Source organism: Micromonospora sp. WMMD1274 (genome assembly GCF_049179035.1).
GTDB classification, from domain to species: Bacteria; Actinomycetota; Actinomycetes; order Mycobacteriales; family Micromonosporaceae; genus Micromonospora; species Micromonospora tulbaghiae.
Genome location: NZ_JBMHMG010000001.1, coordinates 3,877,373 through 3,901,192 on the forward strand (window position 1 = coordinate 3,877,373; position 23,820 = coordinate 3,901,192).

General features: G+C 66.2%; 17 protein-coding genes and 4 pseudogenes. 13 read left to right on the plus strand and 8 right to left on the minus strand.

The window, feature by feature from the left end; translation table 11 throughout:
• Window positions 1–3: 3 nt before the first annotated feature.
• Together ACN27D_RS18415 and ACN27D_RS18420 are read left to right on the plus strand one after the other, a co-directional pair.
• Window positions 4–585 (plus strand): RNA polymerase sigma factor, encoded by a 582-nt coding sequence (locus tag ACN27D_RS18415; RefSeq protein WP_358171342.1) that lies wholly within the window; start codon window positions 4–6, stop codon window positions 583–585.
• Window positions 582–1,427: a hypothetical protein gene (locus ACN27D_RS18420; protein WP_358171343.1), complete on the plus strand. Its 846-nt coding sequence runs from the start codon at window positions 582–584 to the stop codon at window positions 1,425–1,427. Before ACN27D_RS18415 ends, ACN27D_RS18420 begins: the two co-directional genes overlap by 4 nt.
• 41 nt (window positions 1,428–1,468) lie before the next feature.
• Here ACN27D_RS18420 and ACN27D_RS18425 read toward each other — a convergent pair whose 3' ends face one another.
• The gene (locus ACN27D_RS18425; protein ID WP_421499593.1) at window positions 1,469–2,029 is read right to left on the minus strand and encodes a hypothetical protein; all 561 of its coding nucleotides are present in this window, start codon (window positions 2,027–2,029) and stop codon (window positions 1,469–1,471) included.
• Window positions 2,030–2,570: 541 nt separating this feature from the next.
• On the opposite strand from ACN27D_RS18425, the gene ACN27D_RS18430 reads away from it, so the two are divergent.
• On the plus strand, window positions 2,571–3,092 hold the full coding sequence (locus tag ACN27D_RS18430) for an IS110 family transposase (RefSeq protein ID WP_358177800.1): 522 nt from the start codon (window positions 2,571–2,573) through the stop codon (window positions 3,090–3,092).
• Entirely contained in the window at window positions 3,089–3,760 is a 672-nt protein-coding gene (locus tag ACN27D_RS18435; protein ID WP_358177802.1) for a transposase, read from the plus strand. The genes ACN27D_RS18430 and ACN27D_RS18435 overlap by 4 nt, the downstream gene beginning before the upstream one ends.
• A gap of 270 nt (window positions 3,761–4,030) precedes the next feature.
• On the opposite strand, the gene ACN27D_RS18440 is transcribed toward ACN27D_RS18435, so the two are convergent.
• Window positions 4,031–5,176 (minus strand): DUF4238 domain-containing protein, encoded by a 1,146-nt coding sequence (locus ACN27D_RS18440; RefSeq protein ID WP_358177805.1) that lies wholly within the window; start codon window positions 5,174–5,176, stop codon window positions 4,031–4,033.
• A gap of 195 nt (window positions 5,177–5,371) precedes the next feature.
• Complete coding sequence (locus ACN27D_RS18445; RefSeq protein WP_421499594.1) at window positions 5,372–6,547, minus strand: hypothetical protein; 1,176 nt, start codon at window positions 6,545–6,547, stop codon at window positions 5,372–5,374.
• A 222-nt stretch (window positions 6,548–6,769) separates the two neighbouring features.
• Between ACN27D_RS18445 and ACN27D_RS18450 the strand changes: the two genes are divergently transcribed.
• Window positions 6,770–9,472 (plus strand): AAA family ATPase, encoded by a 2,703-nt coding sequence (locus tag ACN27D_RS18450; RefSeq protein WP_421499595.1) that lies wholly within the window; start codon window positions 6,770–6,772, stop codon window positions 9,470–9,472.
• Window positions 9,473–9,585: 113 nt separating this feature from the next.
• Window positions 9,586–10,068 (plus strand): annotated as a pseudogene (locus ACN27D_RS18455) (transposase); the annotation flags it as partial.
• Between the two features lie 18 nt (window positions 10,069–10,086).
• Here the strand turns inward: ACN27D_RS18455 and ACN27D_RS18460 are convergent.
• The 3 genes and pseudogenes from ACN27D_RS18460 to ACN27D_RS18470 form a co-directional block, all read right to left on the minus strand.
• A pseudogene (locus ACN27D_RS18460) lies at window positions 10,087–10,937 on the minus strand (IS5 family transposase).
• A gap of 50 nt (window positions 10,938–10,987) precedes the next feature.
• A pseudogene (locus tag ACN27D_RS18465) lies at window positions 10,988–11,455 on the minus strand (transposase family protein); the annotation flags it as partial.
• A 128-nt stretch (window positions 11,456–11,583) separates the two neighbouring features.
• The gene (locus tag ACN27D_RS18470) at window positions 11,584–12,063 is read right to left on the minus strand and encodes a hypothetical protein (RefSeq protein WP_358177814.1); all 480 of its coding nucleotides are present in this window, start codon (window positions 12,061–12,063) and stop codon (window positions 11,584–11,586) included.
• Between the two features lie 798 nt (window positions 12,064–12,861).
• On the opposite strand from ACN27D_RS18470, the gene ACN27D_RS18475 reads away from it, so the two are divergent.
• The 4 genes from ACN27D_RS18475 to ACN27D_RS18490 are packed head-to-tail and all read left to right on the plus strand — an operon-like array spanning window position 12,862 to window position 19,485.
• Complete coding sequence (locus ACN27D_RS18475) at window positions 12,862–14,892, plus strand: hypothetical protein (protein ID WP_421499596.1); 2,031 nt, start codon at window positions 12,862–12,864, stop codon at window positions 14,890–14,892.
• On the plus strand, window positions 14,870–16,381 hold the full coding sequence (locus ACN27D_RS18480) for a hypothetical protein (RefSeq protein ID WP_421499597.1): 1,512 nt from the start codon (window positions 14,870–14,872) through the stop codon (window positions 16,379–16,381). The genes ACN27D_RS18475 and ACN27D_RS18480 overlap by 23 nt, the downstream gene beginning before the upstream one ends.
• On the plus strand, window positions 16,267–18,954 hold the full coding sequence (locus tag ACN27D_RS18485; protein WP_421499598.1) for an RHS repeat-associated core domain-containing protein: 2,688 nt from the start codon (window positions 16,267–16,269) through the stop codon (window positions 18,952–18,954). Before ACN27D_RS18480 ends, ACN27D_RS18485 begins: the two co-directional genes overlap by 115 nt.
• Window positions 18,955–19,008: 54 nt before the next feature.
• Window positions 19,009–19,485 carry a hypothetical protein gene (locus ACN27D_RS18490; RefSeq protein ID WP_421499599.1) on the plus strand — a complete coding sequence of 159 codons (477 nt, stop codon included), beginning with the start codon at window positions 19,009–19,011 and terminating at the stop codon, window positions 19,483–19,485.
• Window positions 19,486–20,046: 561 nt separating this feature from the next.
• Here the strand turns inward: ACN27D_RS18490 and ACN27D_RS18495 are convergent.
• Complete coding sequence (locus tag ACN27D_RS18495) at window positions 20,047–20,865, minus strand: ISAs1 family transposase (RefSeq protein ID WP_421499600.1); 819 nt, start codon at window positions 20,863–20,865, stop codon at window positions 20,047–20,049.
• Between the two features lie 396 nt (window positions 20,866–21,261).
• On the opposite strand from ACN27D_RS18495, the pseudogene ACN27D_RS18500 reads away from it, so the two are divergent.
• Window positions 21,262–22,044 (plus strand): annotated as a pseudogene (locus ACN27D_RS18500) (transposase family protein).
• Between the two features lie 7 nt (window positions 22,045–22,051).
• Here the strand turns inward: ACN27D_RS18500 and ACN27D_RS18505 are convergent.
• Window positions 22,052–22,381, minus strand: a complete 330-nt coding sequence (locus ACN27D_RS18505) for a GNAT family N-acetyltransferase (protein ID WP_358177826.1) — start codon at window positions 22,379–22,381, stop codon at window positions 22,052–22,054.
• Window positions 22,382–22,578: 197 nt separating this feature from the next.
• On the opposite strand from ACN27D_RS18505, the gene ACN27D_RS18510 reads away from it, so the two are divergent.
• Both ACN27D_RS18510 and ACN27D_RS18515 read left to right on the plus strand, forming a co-directional pair.
• Complete coding sequence (locus tag ACN27D_RS18510) at window positions 22,579–22,749, plus strand: hypothetical protein (RefSeq protein WP_358177829.1); 171 nt, start codon at window positions 22,579–22,581, stop codon at window positions 22,747–22,749.
• A gap of 696 nt (window positions 22,750–23,445) precedes the next feature.
• On the plus strand, window positions 23,446–23,790 hold the full coding sequence (locus ACN27D_RS18515) for a hypothetical protein (RefSeq protein WP_358177832.1): 345 nt from the start codon (window positions 23,446–23,448) through the stop codon (window positions 23,788–23,790).
• Window positions 23,791–23,820 lie beyond the last annotated feature (30 nt).

Sequence of the window (23,820 nt, forward strand, 5' to 3'; positions counted from 1 at the left end):
GGTGTGAGGCATCAGGTACGGCCGTCGGACGAGGAACTGTGGTCCTCGATCGCCGCCGGCGACGAGTCGGCGTTCGGTCGGCTCTTCGACCGGTACTCCCGTCCGGTCTACAACCACGCGTTCCGGCTGACCAGCTCGTGGTCGACGGCCGAGGACGTCACCCAGGCGACGTTCCTCGTCGCGTGGCGCCGCCGGCACGACGCGCGACTCGTGGACGGATCGGCGCTGCCGTGGTTGCTGGTCGTCGCCACGAACGCGGTCCGCTCCGAGTGGCGGTCGGCGCGCCGGTGGCTGGCGCTGCTACGGCGTCTACCGGGAGAGCGGTACGCCGATGGTGACCTCGCCGAGGACGTCTCTGCGCGGCTCGACGACGAACGGCGGATGACCGAGGTCCTCTCGGTGGTTCGCGGGTTGCCGCCTGCCGAGCGGGAGGCGGTGGCGTTGTGCCTGTGGTCCGGCGTGTCGTACCCGGACGCGGCGGCCGTGTTGGGCATCAGCGAGGTGGCGGTGCGGTCGAGGGTGAGTCGTGCGCGCAGCCGCCTGGCCCGTTTGATGCCGCAGGAGATCCAGGAGGGGAAACCGTGAACGACATTCTCGACCTGCCCGCGGAGCGGGACCTGCCACCGGAGGCGGCGCTCGCGATGCGGGCCCGGCTCCTCGGCGTCGCGAGCCCGCCTCCCGCGCGTACGCCACGACTGAGGATCGCTGCGGCTGTGGCGGCGCTGCTGACCGTGGCGTCCGGGGCCGCGGCGGTGGCGTGGGACCGGCCGGACCGCTCGACCGTACAGGTGCTAACCATGGGGCCCGGGGAGCTGTCTCCAACGCTGCAGAAAGCGGCCGAGCGGTGCCTGCAGCGGAATTCCCCGCAACGACAGACCCGGCGAAATCCGGGTGGGCAACCCGTCCCGGTGTCCCTGGCCGACCTCGCGGTGGCTACCGAGCGAGGTGACCGCGCGCTGGTGTTGTTCATGAACGACGTCGGCTACGCCACCTGCGACGGGGAAGGGGCGGGAACACCCCGGGAGTCCGGCGGGGGCGTCACTGAGCCGTGGCCGCACGGTGACCTGCTGCCCGGGCCGGTGCAGCGGCTGCTGCTGACCTCCACCGAGTTCGACGGCGGGGACGTCAGCGTCAGCGGCCGGGTCAGCGGCCGCGTCCACCGGCTCGTGCTCGACCACGGTGACGGCCACACCACTGCGGCCCGGCTATCCGCAGGCGCGTTCGGCCTGATGACCAGCGATGCCCGACTCAAGGCCGGCAACGACCCTGAACTGGTCAGCTACGACGCCAAGGGGACGGAGATCGACAGGCGTCCGCTGTTCCAGGCCGAAGACGAACTGGCGCACTGCTATGCGGGTCCGGACGGGAAGCCGATCTACGGCAAATCGACCAGCGGTTGCCGACCCGCCGAGAAGTGGCGAGGGTAGCCGTCATCGGAGGCTGACCGCTGCCCCGGGGGGGTGGGTCGTCACTCGCGGGTCAGCCCCGGTGGCAGCGCGTCCTCGTCGGGCTGGACCTGGCGGGCGTTGGCCACCGGGTTGCGCTGAAGGGTGCGGATCAGTGGTGCCGGGCCGCCGACGCAGGTCCAGGTGTCGTCCCAGAGCCCGGAGACCAGCCATGACCGGTCGGCGGGAAAGAACAGATCGGGTAGCGCGCCGTGCGGGTGGCGGATATGACCACTGGTGCGCCAGGTGAGGGCTTGCTCGGGGCCGGCCTCGACCAGCACGTACGGCCAGTTCCAGTAGAGGAACACCCTTGGAGCGTGCGGGAAGACGACGTCGTGGGCACCGGTGTCGAGGTATGCCAACCACCACGGCTGGTCGGGCGTGTGCGTGGTCAGGTCCTCGATCAGGGCCTGCTCGTACGCGGCGGCGGTGACGTCGTCGGTCTGGTACGTGGTGGCGTAGACGTCGAAGACCGGCGGGATGGCGGTGGTGATCGAGACGCCGGGAGTCGTGTGACCAGCGATCCAACCCACGTCGGCGGCGGTCCCGATGCGCCAGTCCCGCCCGTCCTTGCTGATCTGCACACCACTATTCAAGCCGCTGCAACGACGGCTGGCGTGGGAATCAGCCTGGTCGCGGGAACGGCGGCCGGCGGACCGGCGACCACGGGCAGCCATGCTGTACGCCTGCCCCGCGCTCGATGGAGCGCTGATGCTCGCAGGTCTCGCACATTTTGTCCGAGGCGCAGGCTGGCGACGGCGGGAGGCTGGGGTCGCCGTGCCCGCAGGGGCCGGGAGTGGGTATGGCTGTGTGTGTTCCGCCGTGTTCGTGGCTGAACTTCGAGGTGCCGCCCGCTCTCGCCTTGCGAACGGGCTGGTTGAACGGGCGCGGCCCTGGTGGCCGTAGACCCTGATGCCCGGAGGCGGTGAGTATGGCTGCGTGTGTTTCGCCCAGATTGCTTGGCTCACGGTAGGAGATGCCACCCGCCGCTTCGTCGTCTGTGAGATTCGGTAGACCGCTGATGGAGACCCGCGACCTGCGTTCGCATCATTAGAAGATGCCGGCAAACCCGAACCCCAGACGAGGCACATTCGAGCAAACCGACCGACGAAGGAGAGCGTGACGGTGGCGAAGCTGTGGATCGGCGTGGACATCGGCAAGACCCACCACCACGTAGCCGCCGTCGACGGCGACGGCCGGCTCGTCTACTCCCGCCGGGTCGCCAACGACGAAACCGCCCTCCTGGCGGTCATGGCGGAGGTGTCGACGCACGGCCGGTCGATGTGCTGGGCGGTCGGCGTCACCACCGGCCTGTCCGCCCTGCTGTTGACCCTGCTGTGGCGGCGTCAGGTCCAGGTCCGCTACGTCTCCGGCACCGTCGCGTTCCACATGGCCGCGGCGATCGCCGGAGAGAACAAGACCGACGTCCGCGACGCGGTCGTCATCGCCCAGACCATCCGTATGCGCTCCGACATTCCGATCCTGGAACCCTCCGACCGGCTCCTCGCCGAACTCACCGTCCTGACCAGCTACCGCGCCGACCTTGCCGGGCAGCGCGTCGCCACGCTGTTCCGGTTGCAGGAACTGCTCACCGGCATCAGCCCCGCCCTCGAACGGGCCGCGGACCTGAACCGGAAGGCCCGATGATAGTCCTCGCGTGCTGGCAGACACCGGCGGCGATCCGGCACGCCGGCGTCGACCGGATCACCGCCCTGCTCCGGCGCGGGCACGTCAAGAACGCAGTCCAAGTCGCCGAGGCGATGGTCGCCGCCGCCCGGCAGCAGACCGTCACCCTGCCCGGGCAACGCGCCGCCGCCGTGGTCGTCGGGCAGATGGCCACCGAGATCCTCGCCCTCGAACAACGCATCGCCGCCCTCGACGACCTCATCGCCGACCAACTCGACCAGCACCCCCTCGCACCGATCATCGGCAGCCTGCCCGGCATGGGACCCCTGCTCACCGCCGAACTGCTCGTCCACACCGCAGGCATGACCGAGTACGACAGCGCCGCGAAGCTCGCCGCCCACGCAGGCCTGGCACCCGTCTCCCTCGACTCTGGCACGGCCTCCGGCAACCATCGGCAGCCTCGCCGCTTCCACCGTCGGCTACGGCACATTATGTGGATGGCCGCATTCACCGCCGCCCGCGAATGCCCCATATCGCGTGCCTACTACGAGAAGAAACGCGCCGAAGGAAAGAACCACCGCCAAGCCATACTCGCCCTCGCCCGACGACGCGTCGACGTCCTCTGGGCACTCATCCGCGACCGTAAGACATTCACTCGACCGGCACCGGTGATCCGCGCCGCAGCCTGAACCAGCACGCTCCCGGCCGACGCAGCCCCTTCGCGCCGGCCGATCCACCCTGCCCATCAAGATCACCCAAAGTCACATAGAGACTCCTAAGACGACGCTCCGAGCGTAGCTGCAGGCGGGTGACCTACGGCTTTTCCTTTTCTCCCTGCGGTGGCCAGTCGCACAGCGGCGGGGCTGTGGTCGCCTGCTGAAGATCAGCTAGGCGCAGGAAGCGCCGTGGGGCGACGTCTGCCTGCCCGTCTGAGAACGATGCGAACATCGTGGCCCTCCTTAGCGACCACGGCGGCCTAACAGCTCGGGTTGTCGAGGTGCGGGTGGCTGTTGCAGCTCCCGGGCGAAGGCGGTGCCGCCGTCGCAGACATGGATGATGGGCCCAGGTTCGGGAAGTTCCATGTCGGTGAACGTGGGATGGGCGGGGTGAGCAGCGACCCATTGGTAGGCGTGAGCGAGGAGCCGGGAATTCACGTCGTTCGCGAGGGCGACGGCCGCTTCACCGCGAAACGGGTGGTGTGGTGCCACATCGGCGACGCCGTGCGGGCCGATGACGAGCATCGCTCGTGGTGTGAGCGGCAGGGCTGCCTCGTGCGCTTGGCCCACGCCGGGTCGGCTGGGGTACACATGGACCGTGTCGGCGTTGCGGGCGCGGCTTCTGCTGGGCTTACGCGCGTCCTTCTTCCTGCGCCGCTGGGGCTTCGCGCAGCTCGGCAGGTGCTGGACGTGGCTGACGTCCCCGCGGGTACGCAGGATCACCGGTTCGTCGCAGGTGATGAATAGCGGTTGGTCGATCGTGACGAGCGTTGCCGGGCGGCCGAAGAACGCCTGCGCGACTTTGGGAGCGTTCTTGGTGAGGTAGTCGAGGTGCAGGTTCGGGTCCGGAACCACCCGTACCTCGGTGATCCCGCGGATGTCCGGCCGCGACGAGCGGATGATGTAGTCGCCCATCAATTCGACCTCGCGACGGTGTCGGGGGGTGCGTAGCAGTTGGAAGCCGATGAAGATGCTCAGGTGCAGTGATTCCTCTGGCGTGAGCGGTCGCGGTGTCCGGAAGGGGTCGAGGATGCGGTCGATGACAGCGGCTGCCCCGTTCTCGATCACGCCGAGGATCCGTTCGAGCCGTCCGTCTCGCTCACCGTCGAGGTTGATGAAGGTGTAGAAGTCACGGATCGCGCCAACGTCCATGGTGTTGCGGAGGCTCGCCCGTCCTGTGACCCGGTCGCGGACGCGGATTTGGCCTGACGCGGAGAAGCGTTCGAGATAGCGGCGCGGGACGGTGTGGTGCCGGCTGCCGACCATCGGCACCGGCGAGGTCGTGTCCCACCAGTGCTGGATCTCTTCGAGGATGTTCGGATCCGAGTCGATCATGTCGTCGACCCAGCACCGCCACGGCTCGTCATCCCACCCGTTCTCGCCGACCATCCCGCCTTCTCACCGCACGTCCCGCCGCGACGCTTTGGCCGCTATCCCGATGGTCTACCTCGCGTCCGACATTGTCGAACCCGTTCATCCCCAGCGCGACTTGTCGCTGCTGAAAGGGAGCGCCTTGCGTTGGTTCCGCCTGCCACGGTCCGCCGAGCGGTCTCGACACGGCCACCAGACACGCGGGGCGTCAGTTCAGGACGTTGGCGTCAAGCCCGTGACGAACGTGATTTCGTCCAAACCCCGAGGATCGGTGCTGCCACGGTCGGTCAACTCCTGCAGGATCAGGGTCCGCAGGACGGCGCGCAGCTGGGCGGCGCTCAGGCGTGGACTTTCGCCAGCGGGTCGGTCCGTAGCCACGACGGACGCGAACACGTCACCGGCGAACGAGATCGCCCGCTTGCCCGCGTGCAGGAACTGGGACCGGAGCTTGTACGCGGTCTTGAGCGCCGCCTTCAAGACCGCCGGATCGTCGGCGAACACTGAGCCGCGCGGCTGCGGATCAGACCAGGAACCCTCCCGCGGGCGGGCGCTCATCGCATCTACGCCCCAGGTGTAGGAGCGCACGGGCTCCTGCCAGAATCCGGCTGGTAGCCGCGTCATGGCGTACGTCGCGAAGGTCTCGGCGAGCTTGATGTGCTTGTCCTTCATCAGGCGGGCACGCAGGGCTGCGGCCTGGGCCTCGGTGAAGTCCTGGCGAGCGATGAACTTCCCCCAGCTCGCCGACTCGTCCCAGTCGGCCCACTCGGTTGGGGGACTGCCGAAGTACTGCGCGAGGCACTCGATGCCCCCGACCAGCAGTGCGTACGCGCCCACAAGGTCACGGGTGGTCAGCAGGGAGGCGCAGTAGTGCATGTGGATCGCCGCGCTGAGGGCCCGCATGTCGTCGTCGGGGAGGCTGGTGAGCCGGGCTACCGCCTCGCGGAACGCCGCGTCGACCTGCGGCCAGGCAGGCATGGGCGCACCGAGATGAGTGTCCACCGTCCCGGCCAGCGGCAGCGCGAAGGAATGCTCCTGCCCCTCGACCCTCGCCATGACCTCCGGGACGACCTGGCAGCGACGGTCGGTCACCAGAGCCAGCAGGGCTCCGAACATCGCATCCCGGCCAACCGTGTCGAACTGCTCCGACGGCGAACCCGCGCGCATGTAGTGCAGCACCGTCACCGATTGGATGTGCTCACCCGGAACCTCCAGCAGGCCCTGGCCGTCCGCGGCGAGCAGCCCGTCCCCGTCGGCGGGCACCATTCCGGGGTGAATCATCCGCTGGAATTCGAAGGTAGGCGGCGTGCCCGGCGGGAGTTCTCGTAGGCCTTCAGTCCACTCCTTGAGCCGCGCAGCGCCGGTCGGGTCCTTATCGTCCAGCACTCCCACAAAGTCCTCCGAAGGTCAACTCGCCACGGAGTAACCATCATCGCGGTGCACAAATCCCAGGACAAGCCGAATATGCCGCCGCCAGGCCCAGCACGCCCACCAGCGCCTCCTGGCCGGAGTGCACGTCGAGGTTGAACGCCCAGGGTTGCTCACGGGGCTTCTCCGCAGCCGGCTAGTGATTCCAGTCAACGCCTGCCTGCGCGTCGCCGCCGGCCACTTGCGTTGACCGGCGGCGACGCACCGCCGGGCACGACGAACGCGCACAGCAGCATCAACGAGTCCCACCACGCCGACGCCCGTGGGCTGACCACCTCACCCGACGCCACCGCGGCCTTGGGGGTGACGGTGGCTGCTCGAGCCGCTACCCAGGTCTGCTCGATTGAGGACATCCCTGCCGAGCCGGGCCGGCGTGCTGGTGCCGCCGACACCGACGGCGCGTGCAGGGGCGTACGGCTCCCGGAAGGTACTGCAGAACTCGACCCAAGGTGTTTGGCGGGCAGATGTTGTCGCACCTGGGCAGTAGCATGGCCCCTCGCTGCTGATCGCCTCGAGCCGAAAGTGGGCATGATGTACATCTCCGCGGTATACATCCGCTTCTTCCGCTCGTTCAACTTCGACTATCTCCGCAAGGCGCACCGCGAATTCGCCCCAGACCCGTGGGATGTGCTGGAGCCGGACGGGCTGCAGTATCCGTTCGTCAAGGTGCCACTCGAGCGGGACGTGACCACCGTGGTGGGCGCGAACGAGTCAGGCAAGAGCCAGTTGCTGTCGGCGATCAAGCACGGGCTGACCGGGAAAGGCATACAGCGGGGCGACTTCTGCCGCTACTCCCAGTTCTTCGCGGTAAACAGGGCCATGGCGTTCCCCGACTTTGGGCTTGAGTTCAGACAACTGGACCTCAACGATCTTGAGATGCTGGGGAAGGCATGCAAGGTGAAGCTCGACGATGACACCGAGAGCTTCTCCATGTTCCGGGTCGGCGGGAAGGACCCAGTCGTCTACGTCCGACAGGGCGAGGACTGGACCAAGCATCCCATCAAGGACAAGAAGGCCCTCGAAGCGCTCATGCCGCAGTGGTTCGAGATTGATGCAACAGTCGCGCTGCCGCAGAGCGTGCCGATCAAATACCTGGCGGCGGCCGAGCGATCACTGCAGACGAGTCCTCGTAAGACCCGCTTGGGCTTGGTGAACACAATCCTCGAGAACGCACAGTCGTGGTTCGGCTCGGCCGAGGGCGTCACGGCGGCTACGCCGACGCTCCTGAGCACGTTCTCTAGCGCGAGCACCCAGAACGCCGAGCACGACAAGCAGCTCGCACTCGCGGATGACCTGTTGCTCAAGGTCGCTCGGATCGATCGGACCGCCTTCCAGGAACTCCTCAACGCCGTGGAGGAAGGTAAGGATGGATTCGCGAACGGGATCGTAGAGCGGATTAACCGCGGGCTCTCCGCAGCGCTCAACTTTCCGAAGTGGTGGTCTCAGGACTTGCACTTCCAGCTCTTGGTGACTCTACGCGACCAAGATTTGGTGTTCACCATCCGTGATCGGACCGGCACGGAGTACTCCGCAGACGAACGCAGTGGAGGTCTGAAGTACTTTCTCAGCTACTTCGTGCAGTACCTCGCCCATGAGCCACCCAAGTCGGGCGCTCGCGAGGTGCTGCTGATGGACGAACCGGACGCCTATCTGTCCAGCACCGGCCAGCAAGACCTGCTGCGAATCTTCGAAGACTTCGCCGATCCGCAGGAACCAGCGCGATCCTCCTGCCAGGTCGTTTACGTCACACACTCCCCATTCCTCATCGACAAGAACCACGGTGAGCGTATCCGTGTCCTGGAGAAGGGTGAAGGCGACGAGGGCACTCGCGTGGTGCGCAACGCTGCCCGTAATCACTACGAACCGCTGCGCTCGGCGTTCGGCGGGTTCGTGGCCGAGACCACCTTCATCAGCAACTGCAACTTGATGCTGGAGGGCATGTCCGATCAGGTCATGCTGGCCGGGATGTCCACGCGGTTGCGTCGGCAAGAAGCCCCGTCGACCGACAACCTAGACCTGAACACAGTGACGTTTGTGCCCGCCGGGTCTGCGCCGCACATCCCTTACCTGGTGTATCTCGCGAGGGGACGCGACGTTGACCGGCCCGCCGTGATCGTCCTGCTCGACAGCGACACCTCCGGCGATCAAGCGGTGAAGTCGCTGAGGAAGGGCCCGAACGGTAAGCCTGTGATCGACGCGAAGTTCATTCTGCAGTTAGGTGAGCTTCCAACTGATGCTCTGGTCAGCATTCGCCCTGGTGGCGTCGTCGCCATCGAAGACCTCATTCCACTTCCGATCTGCATCGCAGCCGTCAAGCGATACGCGGGCGATTTCCTCGACCCCTTAGAGTCGGCCAAGCTAGGTACCCTCAAGCCAAAGGACGTGAGCTTCGAGGATTGCTCGGGAACCCACGAGGCGCTCGAGCGTGCAGCCAAGACGAAACTCGAGGGATTCCATCTGGATAAGGTCGGCTTCGCTCGCAGTGTCCTGGACTCGGTGCGGGAAGATGAGACTCTCACCGGCGCGGCCGAAGTTTTGGACGCCAACTTCCGGGTCCTATTCCGGGAGCTCGGCCGCAGGCAGCGCCAAGCCATGCGACAGATGACCACGGAGAAGACGAGCTCCAAGATCAAGCGCATTAAGCGGTCATTCCTGTTGGATCACCCCACCAACGCCAGCAAGGAACAGGGCTTGTTGCTTCTCGAGGACATCGAGGCCGCTCTGGACAACTCGGTCGATGCGGAGGCGCTGAAGAGCCAGATTCGAACGATGCGGCGCGACTTCGAGCTCGATGAAGACCCTACCGAGCCAATCAACGACTTCGGTGCCTTCCGCGACGCGCTCGAGGCGCTGGCATACCGAGAGGTCAACGAGGTTCAAAAGCCCTAACTTGATCTTTAACCTTCGCGGGTCTTGTGGGGGTCCTGGCTGGGCATGGAAACAGCCCTTGGTCGATGATCTTCTTGTCTAGGGAAGAGCATCAATAACCAAGGGCTGTTCTGGTGATCAGTGTGCATGACCGTGGTTCGGCTGATGGCGTCGGGGACCTGGGCAGGTTCCGGCGAGAGTTCTACGACTGCTTGACTGCTCGGGCTGATGCGTTGTTCGACCTGACGGATGCGGTGTTGTGCGCCGACGGTCCGGTCCGGTCGTTGGTGGAGTTGTCGCTGGTGGGTGAGCACCGGCGGGGTCACGGGGCGTTGTACGACGCCCTCTCCTGCGGGCGGCTGGACATCGATCGGCTGCGTAGCGTCCTCGCCGCAGTGCCGCTACCGCGGGCGGCCGACGGCCGTCTCGTCTTGGCGGTGGACATCACGTGTTGGCTGCGGCCGGACGCGCATACCTCGCCGCAGCGGATCCTGTGTCACACCTACGGACGCGGCAAGGATCAGACCATCATGATCCCCGGCTGGCCGTATTCGATGGTCGTGGCCCTGGAATCGGGCCGAAGTTCGTGGACCGCGCCGTTGGACGCGGTGCGGCTAGGCCGTGTCTTCAAAGGTTCACAACCATTGGAGTAGCGCGGCGATGGTGACGGTGGCCTGGTACGACGTGGCTGTCTTGTCGTAGCGGGTGGCGACGCCGCGGCAGTGCTTGAGCCGGGTTGAAGCAGCGCTCGACGACGTTGCGCCGCTTGTAGAGCTGTTTGTCGAAGGCCGGTGGTCGGCCGCCTCGGTTGCCGCGCCTGCGGCGGTTGGCCTGCTGGTCGGCGCGTTCGGGAATGGTGTGCCCGATGCCGCGTCGGCGCAGGTCGGCTCGGATGGCCTTGGAGCTGTAGCCCTTGTCGGCGATGACGTGCTCGGGTCGGACCGAGGCGGGCCGGGACCCGGCCGTCCGACACCGATGGCGGCCATGACGTGGGCGAAGCGGGTGCAGTCGTTGACGTTGCCGCCGGAAAGCACGAACGCCAGGGTTCGGCCGAGGCCGTCGCAGGCGAGGTGAATCTTGGTGGTCAGTCCACCTCGACTTCAACCGAGGGCGTGATCTTGTGGTTCGTCCGATTCCCGGCGCCCCCTTTAGCGCCGGCTGCGTGCTGATGAGCTCGCACGATCGTGGAGTCGACCGACACCAGCCAGTCGATGTCCCCGGCCGCGTCCGCGTCGGCCTGGGCCCCGGCGAGCATCCGCTCGAACGTGCCATCCAGGGCCCACCTACGGAAATGGGTATAGATCGACTGCCACGACCCGTAACGGGCGGGCACATCCCGCCACGCCGCCCCGGCCCGGATCTTCCACACGATCCCGTTGAGCACCCGCCGGTCACCAACCCGCGGCCTGCCACCGGTCACCGCCGACGGCAGATACCGCGACAACGCTTCCCACTCGACGTTAGACAACTCGTAGCGACGACCCACGCGCTACATCATCCGACACCAAGATCCTTTGAAGACACCGCCTAGCGCCGGGTGCGGGCGGCGGTGAGGTCGTGGACCGCGCCGGGCAGCGCCGGCGACGCCCAGACCAACCGCCCGGCCGGGTCAGCCAGGACCTGCACGTTCACCCCGTGGCGCTTGTGGAGTAGTAGGGCCGCTGGTCAGCGACCCGGTCGATGGAAATCAGCGTGCCGTCGAGGATCGCGTACGCCAACCGGGCAGCCCGACGCATGGCGGCGGTGAGGTCGTCGGCGCAGGCGGCGAGCAGGTCGACGGCCTCGCGTAGGTACCGCCACACGGTGGCCACCGACACCTCGAAGCCGACCGCGAGGCGGGTGAGGGTGTCACCGTTGCAGATGGGCCAGGGCCATCAGCGCCTGCTGCTGCGCAGGCAGCCTCCGCCAGCGGCCGCCGAGCGCACGTCGACGGTCGCGGATCAGCTCGGTCAGGCGGGTCAGGCTGCGCGTGGACAGCGGGATACTGGCAGGATAGGTCAGCAACGAAGCTCCCGTGCTGGGCAGTGCGTCTTGGTCGACTGCTGTCCTACCGGGAGCTTCGTCCTATCCGGACAATCGACACGCCGCCCCCGCCTACCTGGTCAACCGCCCTTGATCACGATGAAAAGAGCTCACTGATGTAGGCAAGCCCCCGTAAGAGACTCGACCATGCCGGCGACATGGTCTCCGGGATGATTCGTCACCACCCATACCGGCGCGGTGCTACTGGCGAAGGTGCCGATCATCCCCGACAGCCCGAGGATCCCGCGGCTGAAGTTGCCGTTGCCCTCCTCAGTCCATGACGGATTATCACCATCGTCGCCGTAGTGGTTGCGATGCGTGACGGACGTGCCCGAAGCATTCTCGGTCCAAGAACGGTACCGGTCGGTGAGAGCGTCCAAGGTGTACGTTGACGCTCGGGGCCCCTGGGTGATCGACCGAACCATGTCATTGACATGATAGGTCATCTGAGAATCCACTGCCCCCGTCGGCATGTCCCCCGCCGGCGCAACCGTGGTACGGCCAAAGGCGTCAAGGGTGTACCCGGTGGTCGAGCGATCGGCACTGTCGTACTCCCAGCCCTTACTGAGCGCCAGGCTGGTGTTTGACACGCGCCATCCACTCCCGCGGCGTACGAGGCGACGCCAGTACGGTTCGAGCTTTCATCCAACGTGTAGATCGTCGTGATGCACTGACCGTCAAGGTGTCCCTCACCTCAGTTACACGTCCAGCAGCGTCGTAGTTCATGAGTTGAGCCGAAAGAGTGGATTGACGCGAGCGCTGTTCACCGTGACCACTCGAGTAGATCGTTTCACTGTAGAGAGTACAGTCGGCCTGGCCGCAGCCGTCCTTCACGTAGCTGACACCAGTGGTGGCGCCAGTCTCATCATAGTCAGAAGTCACCGTTACGTCATTTGGCCATACCTCCTTGACGAGGCGCCCATCAGCATTGTAATGACCGGTGGTCGTACCTGCCTGCGTGTCAGCGACCTGGGTTGCGATCGCTCGCCGCTCGCCGCTCGCCGCTCGGCGCCGACTCTAACGCTCAAAGAGTTCGGAGCTCTAAATCACGAGGAGACTGCCTCAGCGGACATCGCCGCGTGGGACGCCCTCGCACTAGCCGCACTCCCTCGGAACCGTCACCACTGGTGGGCCATCCGCAAGATCCTGAAGGCGGGGATTCGCAAGGCACGACTTATCGCCGGTTTCGATGGCGGCAGCGCAAAGTTTCGATTGACCTCGATTTCAGAACACCCGTACTGTGAGCTTCCGTTAGGCCTACGAGACGGGGAGGCCCGTTAATGGCTCCTGCAATCACGCGAACAGCAAGCTCAATAATCGGCTGTTCGAAGATGGCAACTAGTAGGTGGGGCAGGCTTCTGGCCGCCGGGATGGCCACCGTATTGGCGGTGACCCTCTCCAACGAGATTCCTGCCCGCCAAGCCCAGGCGGAACCGAAGAAAGCGCCGGAGCCGGTGTTGGAACGGCCAGACGAGATGGCCGCTCTGATTACTGCCCGGATGACGGATAAGCGGGTCTGGATCACGAATATGACCACGGAGTCGGCCGAGTACATCGCCCATCCGAACGGGCAGGTTGAGGCGACTGTCCACGCCGGTCCGGTTCGGATGCGGCGCGACAACCGCTGGGTGCCGATCGACCTCACCCTGCAGCCGGTGGCTGATGGTTCGGTGCGCGCCGTCGCGCATCCGCTTGACCTGTGGATCTCGGGTGCCCGTTCGGCCGCCGGGGAGCTGGCGGCGGTCGGCAAGGGCGACGGGCGACTCGCCCTCGGTTGGCCGGGCGCCCTGCCAGCACCGAGCCTTGACCACAACCGGGCGACCTACCGGGACGTTGTACCCGGCATCGACCTAGTCGTCGAAGTCACCCGGACTGGCTTCTCCGAGTACCTGACCGTCAAGGACCGCGCGGCTGTTGACCGCATTCCGTCGCTGGCGCTGCCTGTCACCGGTCACGGACTTTCCTCGTTCACTCAGGACCGCTCTGGCGGGCTCACCTTGACGGATGTCAAGGGCAAGCCGATGGCGGCCATCCCCGCTCCGGAGATGTGGGATGCCCAGCGCGTGCCGGGTTCCGAGGAGCCGACCCGCCGGACGATTGTTGCGACCCGGGCGGAGCGGCCCGCTAAGGACGCCAAACTTGCTGGCGGTAGGCTGACCATGCGGCTTACCCCGGACACAAGGTGGCTCAAGGACCCGGCTACCCAGTACCCGGTGACCATCGACCCGCAGATCAACCCGCTGTACACCTCCTTCGACACCTATGTCAGGGAGGGCGACACGGTCGACCGCAGCGGAGCAAGTGACCTGCAGGTGGGCCTGCTGAACCTCACACCAGCCGCGAAGTCTCGCGCGTTTGTGAACTGGCCGACGTCCTCGCTGGCCAGCAAGCAGATCACGTCGGCGACGGTCTATTTCTGGAACTTCTGGTCGCCGACCTGCACCCCGAATTCGTGGGAGATATGGACGACCGGAGCGGCATCCTCGGCGACCCGGTGGGGGACCCAGCCGGCGTGGATCCAGAAGGAGGCGACCTCGACCCAGACCAAGGGGTTCTCGTCGGCGTGTGACGACGGTTGGGTGAGCATCAGCGGCACCAGCTTCTTCCAGCGTGCGGCCACGGCCGGGCAGCCCACCGCGTACATGGGTGTGCGGGGCACGGACGAGACGAGCGTTAACAGCTTCAAGCAGTTCCGCTCTCGCAACGCGGTCGACACCTCCCAGGTGCCATACGCGGTGGTGACCTACAACTCGTACCCCACCGTGGGCATACGGTCGACGGTGCCCGAGGCGGCCTGCGCGACCGGCAGTGGCCGGCCGCAGATGAACAGTGCGACTCCGCAGTTGAAGGCGGTGATCTCGGACGGTGAGGCGTCGTCGGTCAAGGCGGAGTTCGAGTGGTGGACCCTGAACGGGACGACCAAGCTCGGCAGTACGATCACCGGTACCGCAGCTGCCGGTTCTACGCTGAGCGCCACGATCCCGTCCGGTGTCCTGGCCAACGGTTCCTCCTATAAGTGGCGGGTGCGCGGCAATGACGGCACCGTCGATGGTTCCTGGTCGTCGTTCTGCGAGTTCTCCGTCGACACCACGCACGCCAGCCCGCCGTGGACCAGCTCCACCACCTACCCGAAGAACGAGTGGGGCGGCGACGCTGGAGTTCCGGGCATTTTCACCTTCGACCCCAACGGCGCCAGCGACGTGGCCGCCTACGTCTATGCGATGGACGTCAACCCGCCCGACCAGGTGGTCAACGCCCCCCAGCCTGGGCGCACCCGCGTCGGTTACCCTGACCCCGCCCACCGCCGGTTTCCATACTCTCTACGTCCGCAGCCGCGACTCGGCGGGCAACCTTTCCAACGTGCGCGGATACCCGTTCAAGGTGGGCTCCGCGGCCGTGACCTCGCCGAAGGTCGGTGACATCACCGCGGCCAAGGTCGAGATCACCTCCGTGATCTCAACGACCATCACCGGCGTGCGCTACCAGTGGCGGCGAGCCGGCTCCGACACCTGGACGGTCCTGCCGAAGACCGATGTGACCTACGCTGTCGGCGGTGGCACCGTGGCCGCTTGGCCGATCCCGGCGTCCAACGGCACCATTCCGAAGGTCATCTGGAACGTGGCATCCACCCTCGCCGCGGCCGACCCGCAGGGCATTCCGCGAGACGGACCGCTGGAATTCCGGGGCCAGTACGACAACGTCGGTGAGCCGCCCATCCGAATCACCTTCGACCGCAACTTCGCCAGCGCCGACACCGCCCAGGTCGGCCCCGGTTCGGTCAACCTCATCACCGGCAACTACCAGCTTGCCCAGCCGGACGTGTTCGTGGCGGGCCTGTCGGTCGGGCGAACCTTCAACACCCGGCAGACCGGCGGCCTCGACCCACTGTTCGGGCCCGGCTGGACCTCCGGCGTCCTACTCAGCGAGGCAGACGCCCCATACACCAAGCTCACCACACACGAGAGCCTCGTCCAGGTCTCCCTACCGGACGGCTCCACCCTCGGCTTCACCAAGGCCGACACCAACGGTGTGACCTACCAGCCGCAGGTCGGCGCCGAAAAGTACAGTCTCACGTACGACTCGACCGCCAACAGGTTCACGCTCAACGACGGCGACGGCAACACCGCCACCTTCACCCGTGCCTCCACCGACCCGACGGGGGTCTACACACCAACGTCGGTCAGCGCTCCTGGCTCCGGGAATACGTCGACGTATTCGTGGGAGAAGGCCACCCTCGGCACCCAGGACGTCATGCGGCCAACCCGCCTGCTCGCACCAGTGCCGTCCGGGGTCACCTGCAACACCCTGGTCCGCGGCTGCAAAGCACTAACCTTCACCTACGCCACCACGACGACCGCCACCGGCACTGCGGCCAACACCTGGGGTGACTATCTCGGCCGTGTCAAGGAAATCTCTTACACCGCCTGGGACCCGGACCTTGCCACCCCGGCTATGCGCACGGTCGTCCTGGCCCGCTACACCTACGACAACGCTGGTCGTCTCCGTGCTGTGTGGGATCCGCGCCTGGACTACACCGACGGCAGCGGCGCCCATTCACTGCGCACCGTCTACGACTACGACGCCGATGGCATCCTCATCACGATGACGCCAGCCGCCCAGGAGCCGTGGCAGTTCACATACACCATCCTCCCCGACGACCCCGGCAAGGGCCGCCTCTACAAGTCACCCGATCAGCGCTCACCGCCGGCGCCGCCGTGGAGAGCGTCGTCTACCGAGTCCCCACCACGGGCAGCGGCGCGCCGTACGACCTGTCCGGCGCCCAAACCGCCCGATTGGGCCAGACCGAGCCGCCAACCGACGCCACCGCCGTCTTCCCCGCCACCCAGGTACCCACCGGCAACCCCGCCACCGGCACCCTGCCCAACTCGTACGAGCGGGCAACGATGACCTATCTGGACGCCAACGCACGGACCGTGAACTCGGCCGCACCGGGCGGGCACATCACCACGAGCTGGTACGACCAGTACGGCAACATTGTTCGGGAGCTGACCTCCGGCAACCGCCAACGGGCCCTGGAGGCGTCACCCAGCGACGACGCCACCGCCGAGGCCGAGATCGCAGCCAAGCTCGCCACCATCAGCGTCTACTCCGCCGACGGGCAACTACTGCTGGAGACCTTCGGTCCGGAACACGACGTGATGCTCGACTCCGGCACGATCGTGCGCGGCCGGCAGCACACCCGCCTCACCCATGACGAAGGCGCGCCCGGCACCGGTGGGCCGTACAGCCTGCCGTCCACCGAACGGCTCTCGGTCAGCTACGTCAACGCCGGACAGACCGTAGACGCGGACACCCGCACCACGGTCACTGGATACGACTGGGCGCTGCGCCAGCCGGTCAAGGTGACCGTCGACCCGGGCGGGCTGGACCTGATCACCCGCACCAGCTACGACAGCGGAGGACGCGTGACCAGCACCACGACCCCGGCCGGTGGCAGCGTGGACACCACCCCGGCAACCAGGATCACCGCCTACTACACGGCGGCGACCAACGCCACCTACCCGGAGTGCGGCAACCGGCCGGAGTGGGACGGCTTGGTCTGCCGTACCCAGACCGGCGGTCAGCCGGAATCCGGCCCGGAACTACCGGCGACGGTGACCACCTATGACATGTACGGGCAGCCACGCGTGCAGTCGAAGAAGACCGCATCGGGTGAACTGCGGCGAACCGAAGTCACCTACGATTCGGCTGGCCGTCAATGGGAGGTTTCGGTGACCGCAGCCGGTCTGGGCGAGGCGCTGGAAAAGCGGCGCACCGTCTATGACCAGGCCAGCAGGCAGGCCGTCCGTACTCAAACAATCAACGGCTCGGGCTCGGTGACGGCCGAGATCATCCGCGCCTACGACAGCTTGGGTCGGATGACCTCATACACCGATGCCGACGCGACGGTGACTACCAGCACCTTCGACATCGCTGGCCGGCCAGCCACCGTCAATGATGGCAAGGGCACCCGCACCTACACCTACGACGGTGGTACCGAGCGACGTGGCCTGCCGACGTCAGTGGCGGACACCCAGACGGGCACCTTCACTGGCGCCTACGACAGTGATGGGGCGACTGTCAGCCAGACCTGGCCCAACGGGCTTGTTGTGGACTTGACCACCGACGAGAGCGGCGCAGCCACCAGCATCACCTACACCAAACCCGGCTGCGGCCAGACCGACTGCACCCTCTACACCGAAGCCGTTACCTCCAGCGCTCACGACCAGTGGCGCAGCCGCACATCAACTTTGTCCGCACAGGTCTACACCTACGATCGCCCCGCCCGGCTCACCGGTGTCGAGGACACCGTCGCCGGCCAGTGCACCACCCGTAGGTACGACTTCGACGCCGCCACTAACCGCACCAGCCAGGTGGCATATGGCCCGGGGACGGGCGGCGCCTGTCAGACAACCACGACCAGCGCCATCCGGGAGTGGAGCTACGACAGCGCCGACCGCGCCAGCAGCACCGGCTACACCTACGACGCCCTGGGCCGTACGCTGACCCAACCGGCAGCCGACTCCGCGGTCTCCGGCGGCGCCAGCAGTACCATGACCTACCACGTCAACGACATGGTGCGCAGCATCACGCAGGGCACTCGCACCACCACCTACACCCTGGACGTCGTGCCCAATCGAATCCGCTCCCGGATCGACACCGCCGACGGCCTTATCAGGATTAACCACTACGGCGCCGATGGCGACAGTCCGAGCTGGACCGATGACGGCAGCGGCAATCACTCCCGGGCCATCGCCGGACTCGCCGGGATCGCCGGTCTGTTCACCAACACCACCGGGGTGGTCTGGCAGATCACCAATCTGCACGGTGACTTCGTCGCCGGGATGACCGAAACCGGCAGCGGGCTGGCGTACACCAGCGAGTACGACGAACACGGCAACGCCCGAAACCCCGCCGACGCCGGCACCCGCCGCTACGGCTGGCTCGGCACCCACCAGCGCGCCGCCGACACTCCTGACGGCTCGATCCTCATGGGTGCCCGCCTCTACAACCCCACCACCAGCCGATTCAAGTCAGTCGACTCCGTCTACGGTGGAAACGCCAACCCATACGAATACGCCACCGGAGACTCGATCAACAAGCACGATGTTTCCGGAAACATGTCATGCTGGCGTACCAGCTACAGCTCGCGTAAGTGGTACTACTATTGGGGCACGTGGGGAGGATATCGCGTCGACTGGCGCTGGCAATGCTATTTCTCGCACAGTGACGTGAAGTATTTTACCCGATGGGGCATTGCATACGGCGTCATCGCCATAGTTGTAGGTGTCTTTAACCCTCCTGCAGGGGCCGCGTTCGGTGTCGCGGGCGCCGTCTACGGGTGGCTGGTGTGGGAGTACAACGAAGCGTGCAGTCGGAAGCGAGGAGCCTATATCAGCGGGTCCTTCCGATGGTGGCTAAACAGAAGTGGGCGGTTCGATTGGGGATATGGGTGGATCAACAATAAGTTTTGTGCGTAGGCAAGTGGCAAAGTCTAGAAAGGCAGGCGGATGCGACCAAGGGTCGACGTGTGGGTGGCCGGCAAAACGGCAGGGGAATTGACACCTTCCCCGAGGTCGATCATCGATGGCAGCGAAGCTGCATCGGTGGTGGACACCTGCTGCCTAGGTCGATATGGGCTGAGCCGGTTCGTGGTTAGTCTCTCGGTCGACGCGGCAACGGCCAAACGGTTCACTCGGACATGTCGAATGGAAACCATTTGGAGACGCAAAATCGTACCGGCAGTTCTCGTCGTAACGGCTTTGATTGTCCTCGCGCACGTCGTCGACTCGGTGCGCAATGATGCGCAGCATATGGGGGTGACACTGCTGATAACACTCATCCTGGCGTTTACTGTGCTGGCCGGAAGGCTTGCGCTGAACCTGCTGCACTCACGGCATCACCCGAAAGAAGTAAGGGGAAATGTCTATATTCGCGGCGTTGACGGCGAGACAGCCAAGGTCTGGACCAGCCTTAATCCGGCAGGTGCCATCAAGATAATTGGCGGATAACCAAGCCCGGATCCTGAGGGCCTCCCAAAGTGGCTCGCTCATGCGGGAGTTATCGAAGAGCGAGGAACTGTGATTGCATCGTAGGCGGCTACATGAATGGAGTGCCGCTTGGTTGATGTACTGCGCCGACATTAGCCGGCATACGTGCAGGTAACACGGAATCCTGGGGTGTGCGCCAAGAATGTGGCGCCTACCCCAGGATCCGCAAAACAAGCGTGTGAACCTCGATCGTCGGAGCGTTTTGATCCCGGTCGTCCGTTTCGGCTTGACCATTTTGTCCCTCTTGGTGGGGGGTCGGGGCAGGGTCATTGCGGCCTGGGGTAACTGCTGGTCACGGCGGAGATCAGGTCGTGTGATCGGCGGTTGGCTCGGCGGGTAGCGCGGGCGATGTTGGTCGCGCCGGTGATGCGGTGCCAGCCGATCGCGGTGTTACGTAGCGTTGCGATGGCAGCCGGTCCGTTGCCTGTCCGGACTTGGTGGAGGTCTTCACGGAAAGTCACGTCGCGTACGTGATGGAGGCGGTTCTCGATGTGCCAGTGCCGGCGGATCCAGCTCTGCAGGTCACGGGGCAAAGCCTGGCCGGCGGGCAGTGACACGGTCAGGTAGGCGGTTTCGCGGCTGGTCTTGCCAGCGACGATGCGGGTGCGGGTGATCCGCACGGCTTGCTGGGCGTGCGGGAAGGCGATGCCACCGCGGGGTGGCGACGGTGACGGCTTTGACGGTGCGGGTTTCGCGGCGGCCGTGACCACGGTCGCGGGTCCGGTCACCGACCGGGATCTGCGCCCAGGGCAGCCGTTTGAGCTGCTTGAACAGGGCCGGCTGGTTGGCCTTGACCTGTACGAGCAGGTGCGCTCGGCGGGCGGTGATCTCGTCGGCGTGACCGGTCTGGGTGTGCAGGGCGTCGTCGATGAACAGCACCTCGGCCAGGGTGCCGAGCATCGCCTCGACGGCGTCGAGCAGCGGGGCGAACGCCGGGATCTCATTGTTCTTGGCGTCCACGGTCACCTGGGCGAGCACGATCCCGGTGGTGGTGTCCAGCGCGGCCAGCAGATGCACCTGGCGGGCGTCGCCCGTTCGGGCGCCGCGCAGTGTCTTGCCGTCGATGGCGATCACCGTGCGGTACCGCCTTGGCCTGGTCACCTCGACGGGAGTGCGGGTGCGCAGCCAGCCGGCTAGGACGTTGCCGAGCAGCGTGTCGTCGAGGCGCGTCAGGATCCGCCAGACAGTGCTGCCTTCCGGGACTCCTGCGGTGAACCCGAGCCGTTCCTGGGCGCGTTCGTCCAGGTCGTGTAGCCAATCCGTGATCGCGGCGCACGACGACGCCCCGGCCATGACGGCGCAGACCGCCACCGCGAGCAGCGAGGTCAGCGGGTAACGCACGCCTCGTGGGTCGCGTGGATCAGGAACAGCGGCGAGCGCGTGCAGCAGTCCGGCGTGTTCACCGTCGGTGACTGGCGTGGCCTCGGTGATGGAGGCGGGTGCTGCTACGGACAGTGCAGGGATGAGAGATGATGTCATCGGCGAGTGGGGTCTTCCTCGGAGTCGTGAAGCGTTGCAACTCCATGATCACCGATGCGGCCTCACCCGTTTCTTACGCCTCCATAGAGGCCGAATTCGTCTCGAAACTCCTGGTCAATGGCCCGCTGGCCGAGTATGGCCATTTTCGTCGTGACGGTGCAGGTCACGGGCGGCGCGGGAGGTCGATGTCCATGTAGGACAGGCTCCCGGTAAGACAGCAATCGGCCAAGATCAGATGCCCCAACCGGGAGCCTCGCTGTGCTGTCTTACCCTGCCGCGATTCCGTTGTCCACCCGCAGCCTGAACCACCTCGCCGCCCTCATCCGAACCCGCCGCCAGCAGCGACGGTCCCGGTGGCGACGCCTCGACCCCGGCCAGCAAGCCCTGCTCGCCCTCGCCCACCTGCGCAATGGTGACACCCCGGCACGCCTGGCCGCCGGATTCGACATCGGTGTCGCGACGGCCTGGCGTTATGTCCGCGAGGCCATCGACCTGCTCGCCGCGACCGCCGACCACGTGGCCACGGCCATGACCAGGATCCGTCTGCTCGCCTACGCAATCCTCGACGGCACCCTGATCCCGATCGACCGGGTCGCCAACCAGAAGCCGTACTACTCCGGCAAGCACAAGCGTCACGGCGTGAACGTGCAGGTCATCGCCGACGCGGCCGGGCGTCTCGTCTGGGCCTCGGCCGCGCTGCCCGGCTCGACGCATGATCTGACCGCCGCCCGCACCCACGGCATCATCGACGCCCTAACCGGCGCCGACATGACGACCTTCGCGGACAAGGGCTATCAAGGTGCCCACGGCAGCGTGCGCACCCCGTTCAAGCGGCGCCGCTTCCGGCCGAAGCTGTCATGCCGGCAGAAGGCCGTCAACCGGGCCCAGGCGAAGATCCGGGCTCGCGGCGAACGCGCGATCGCCACCCTCAAGACCTGGAAGATCCTGGTCTAGCTGCGCTGCTGCCCACACCGAGCGACCGCGATCGTGCGGGCCATCCTCGTGCTGCACCGCGTCGAAGCCAACCGCTACGCAGGATGAAAAGGGCTCACAGTTTGTCGATCCCGTAGTCCTGGCGGCACTTGACGCTTATGCCGGCCAGATCGTGATGCTTCGTGGAGAGATGTTCCACGAACATGGTGGCGATTCCGCTGCGGCGGTGCTCGGTGCTCACGCAGAGATGGGCGAGGCGGACTCGCTGGTAGGCGGTTCCATAGAGCGCGAATCCGATCACCTTGCCGTCTTGTTTGGCCACCAGCAGGTGCCCGTCCCCGGCGGCTTGCTCGTAGGCCCCACGCATCTGCATACCGAGTCGAGCCTTGAACTGGCAGCCGAGCTCGAATGCCTGCGTGACTGCGTCGCTGTTGCCAGGTCGCACCGTCTCTAGCTGGACAGGTCTGGGCGAGGTCGAAGTCGAGTCGGCATGCACGCAGTGTGCCGGTTCGGTCGCTCCAGCGACATCACCCGCGTGTCCTACAGATCGACACTCGACTGGCCAGTGGGACATGACATGCCGAAATCCAAGGCGAGTAACACCCTATACCGCTACTGCTGGCCCGCGACGTCGAGCAATTCGTGATCCCGCACCTGGGTCTGCTGGCCCTCGGCGGTCTGAACCCACGGCAGCTCACCGCCGCGTCCGCGCAGATCGCCGCCATCCGTAACCGGTCCGGGCAACCCCAGGCCGCCTGCACCCTGCAACACGTCCACACCACCCTACGGGCGGCGCGGTCCGCGAAGGGCTGATCACCAACAACCCGGCCTGCCGGGTGGAACTACCCCTTGTCCGCGTCCACAGGCCAAGGTCTGGGCCGAAGCCCGGGTTGCCGAGTGACAGGCCGCCGGTGAGCGGCCCGGCATCGCGGTATGGACATCGGCACAGATGGCCGCGTTCTTCGACCGTCTCCGCGGCGACGCCCTGTTCGCCCTGTGGTGGCTGATCGCCCTGCGCGGTTCTGCGTCGTGGCGAGGCCGCTGGCCTGCGCTGGAGCGAGATTGACCTACACGCCGGACAACTGGCGGTCGTGCGGCAGCGCACCACCGCCGGCTACAGCGTGCACGAAGGGCTACCGAAATCCGCGGCGAGCCGCCGCACGCAGTACACGCACGAAGGCGCCGGGAAGCGGGACGAGCCCGACCGTCGGGGTGTGGTCCAGTGCGGGCACCAGGGCCTCGCCGGCGGAAGTTCGGCAGACCTCCAACACGGATGGCGGTCGACGGCCGGTATGTGGTCCACAATTCCGCATGACGGGGGACTGGTGCTCCGTTGGTGCCCGGTTGTCAACGTGCTGCGTGCGTGAGGTTTCGTGCCGGTGTGAGCCGACCGGCACTTTGCGAGTCGCCTGGGTCTGGGTCATGGATGGACTGCACTGGCATCCGCTCAATCCTTTATATGCCCACCGGCCTCCGCTCGACGGCGTATAACCGCTATCCCCCTACGCCTTGCGCGACGCCGCTGATCTCGCCGACACCCGCAGCCGCTGCCCGGGCCTCGACACCGTCGCCGGCCTCGCCCGCGGGTTTGCCGCGCTGGTCCGCCACGAGGGGACCGGGCAGCACCTCGACGCCTGGATCAACCGCTCCCGCCACGCCGGATACCCCGAAATCCGCGGCTTCGCCGCGGGCCTGGCCAGCGACCGTGACGCCGTCATCGCCGATCTCAGCCAGTTCCTGGAGCTCAGGCCCCGGTCGAGGGCCAGGTCAACCGCATCAAGACCAGCAGGCGACAGATGTACGGCCGCGCGAACCTCGACCTCCTCCCGCGAGCGAGTCCTCACCACACGATGAGCCATCAACAAGATCAATAACAGGATGTGT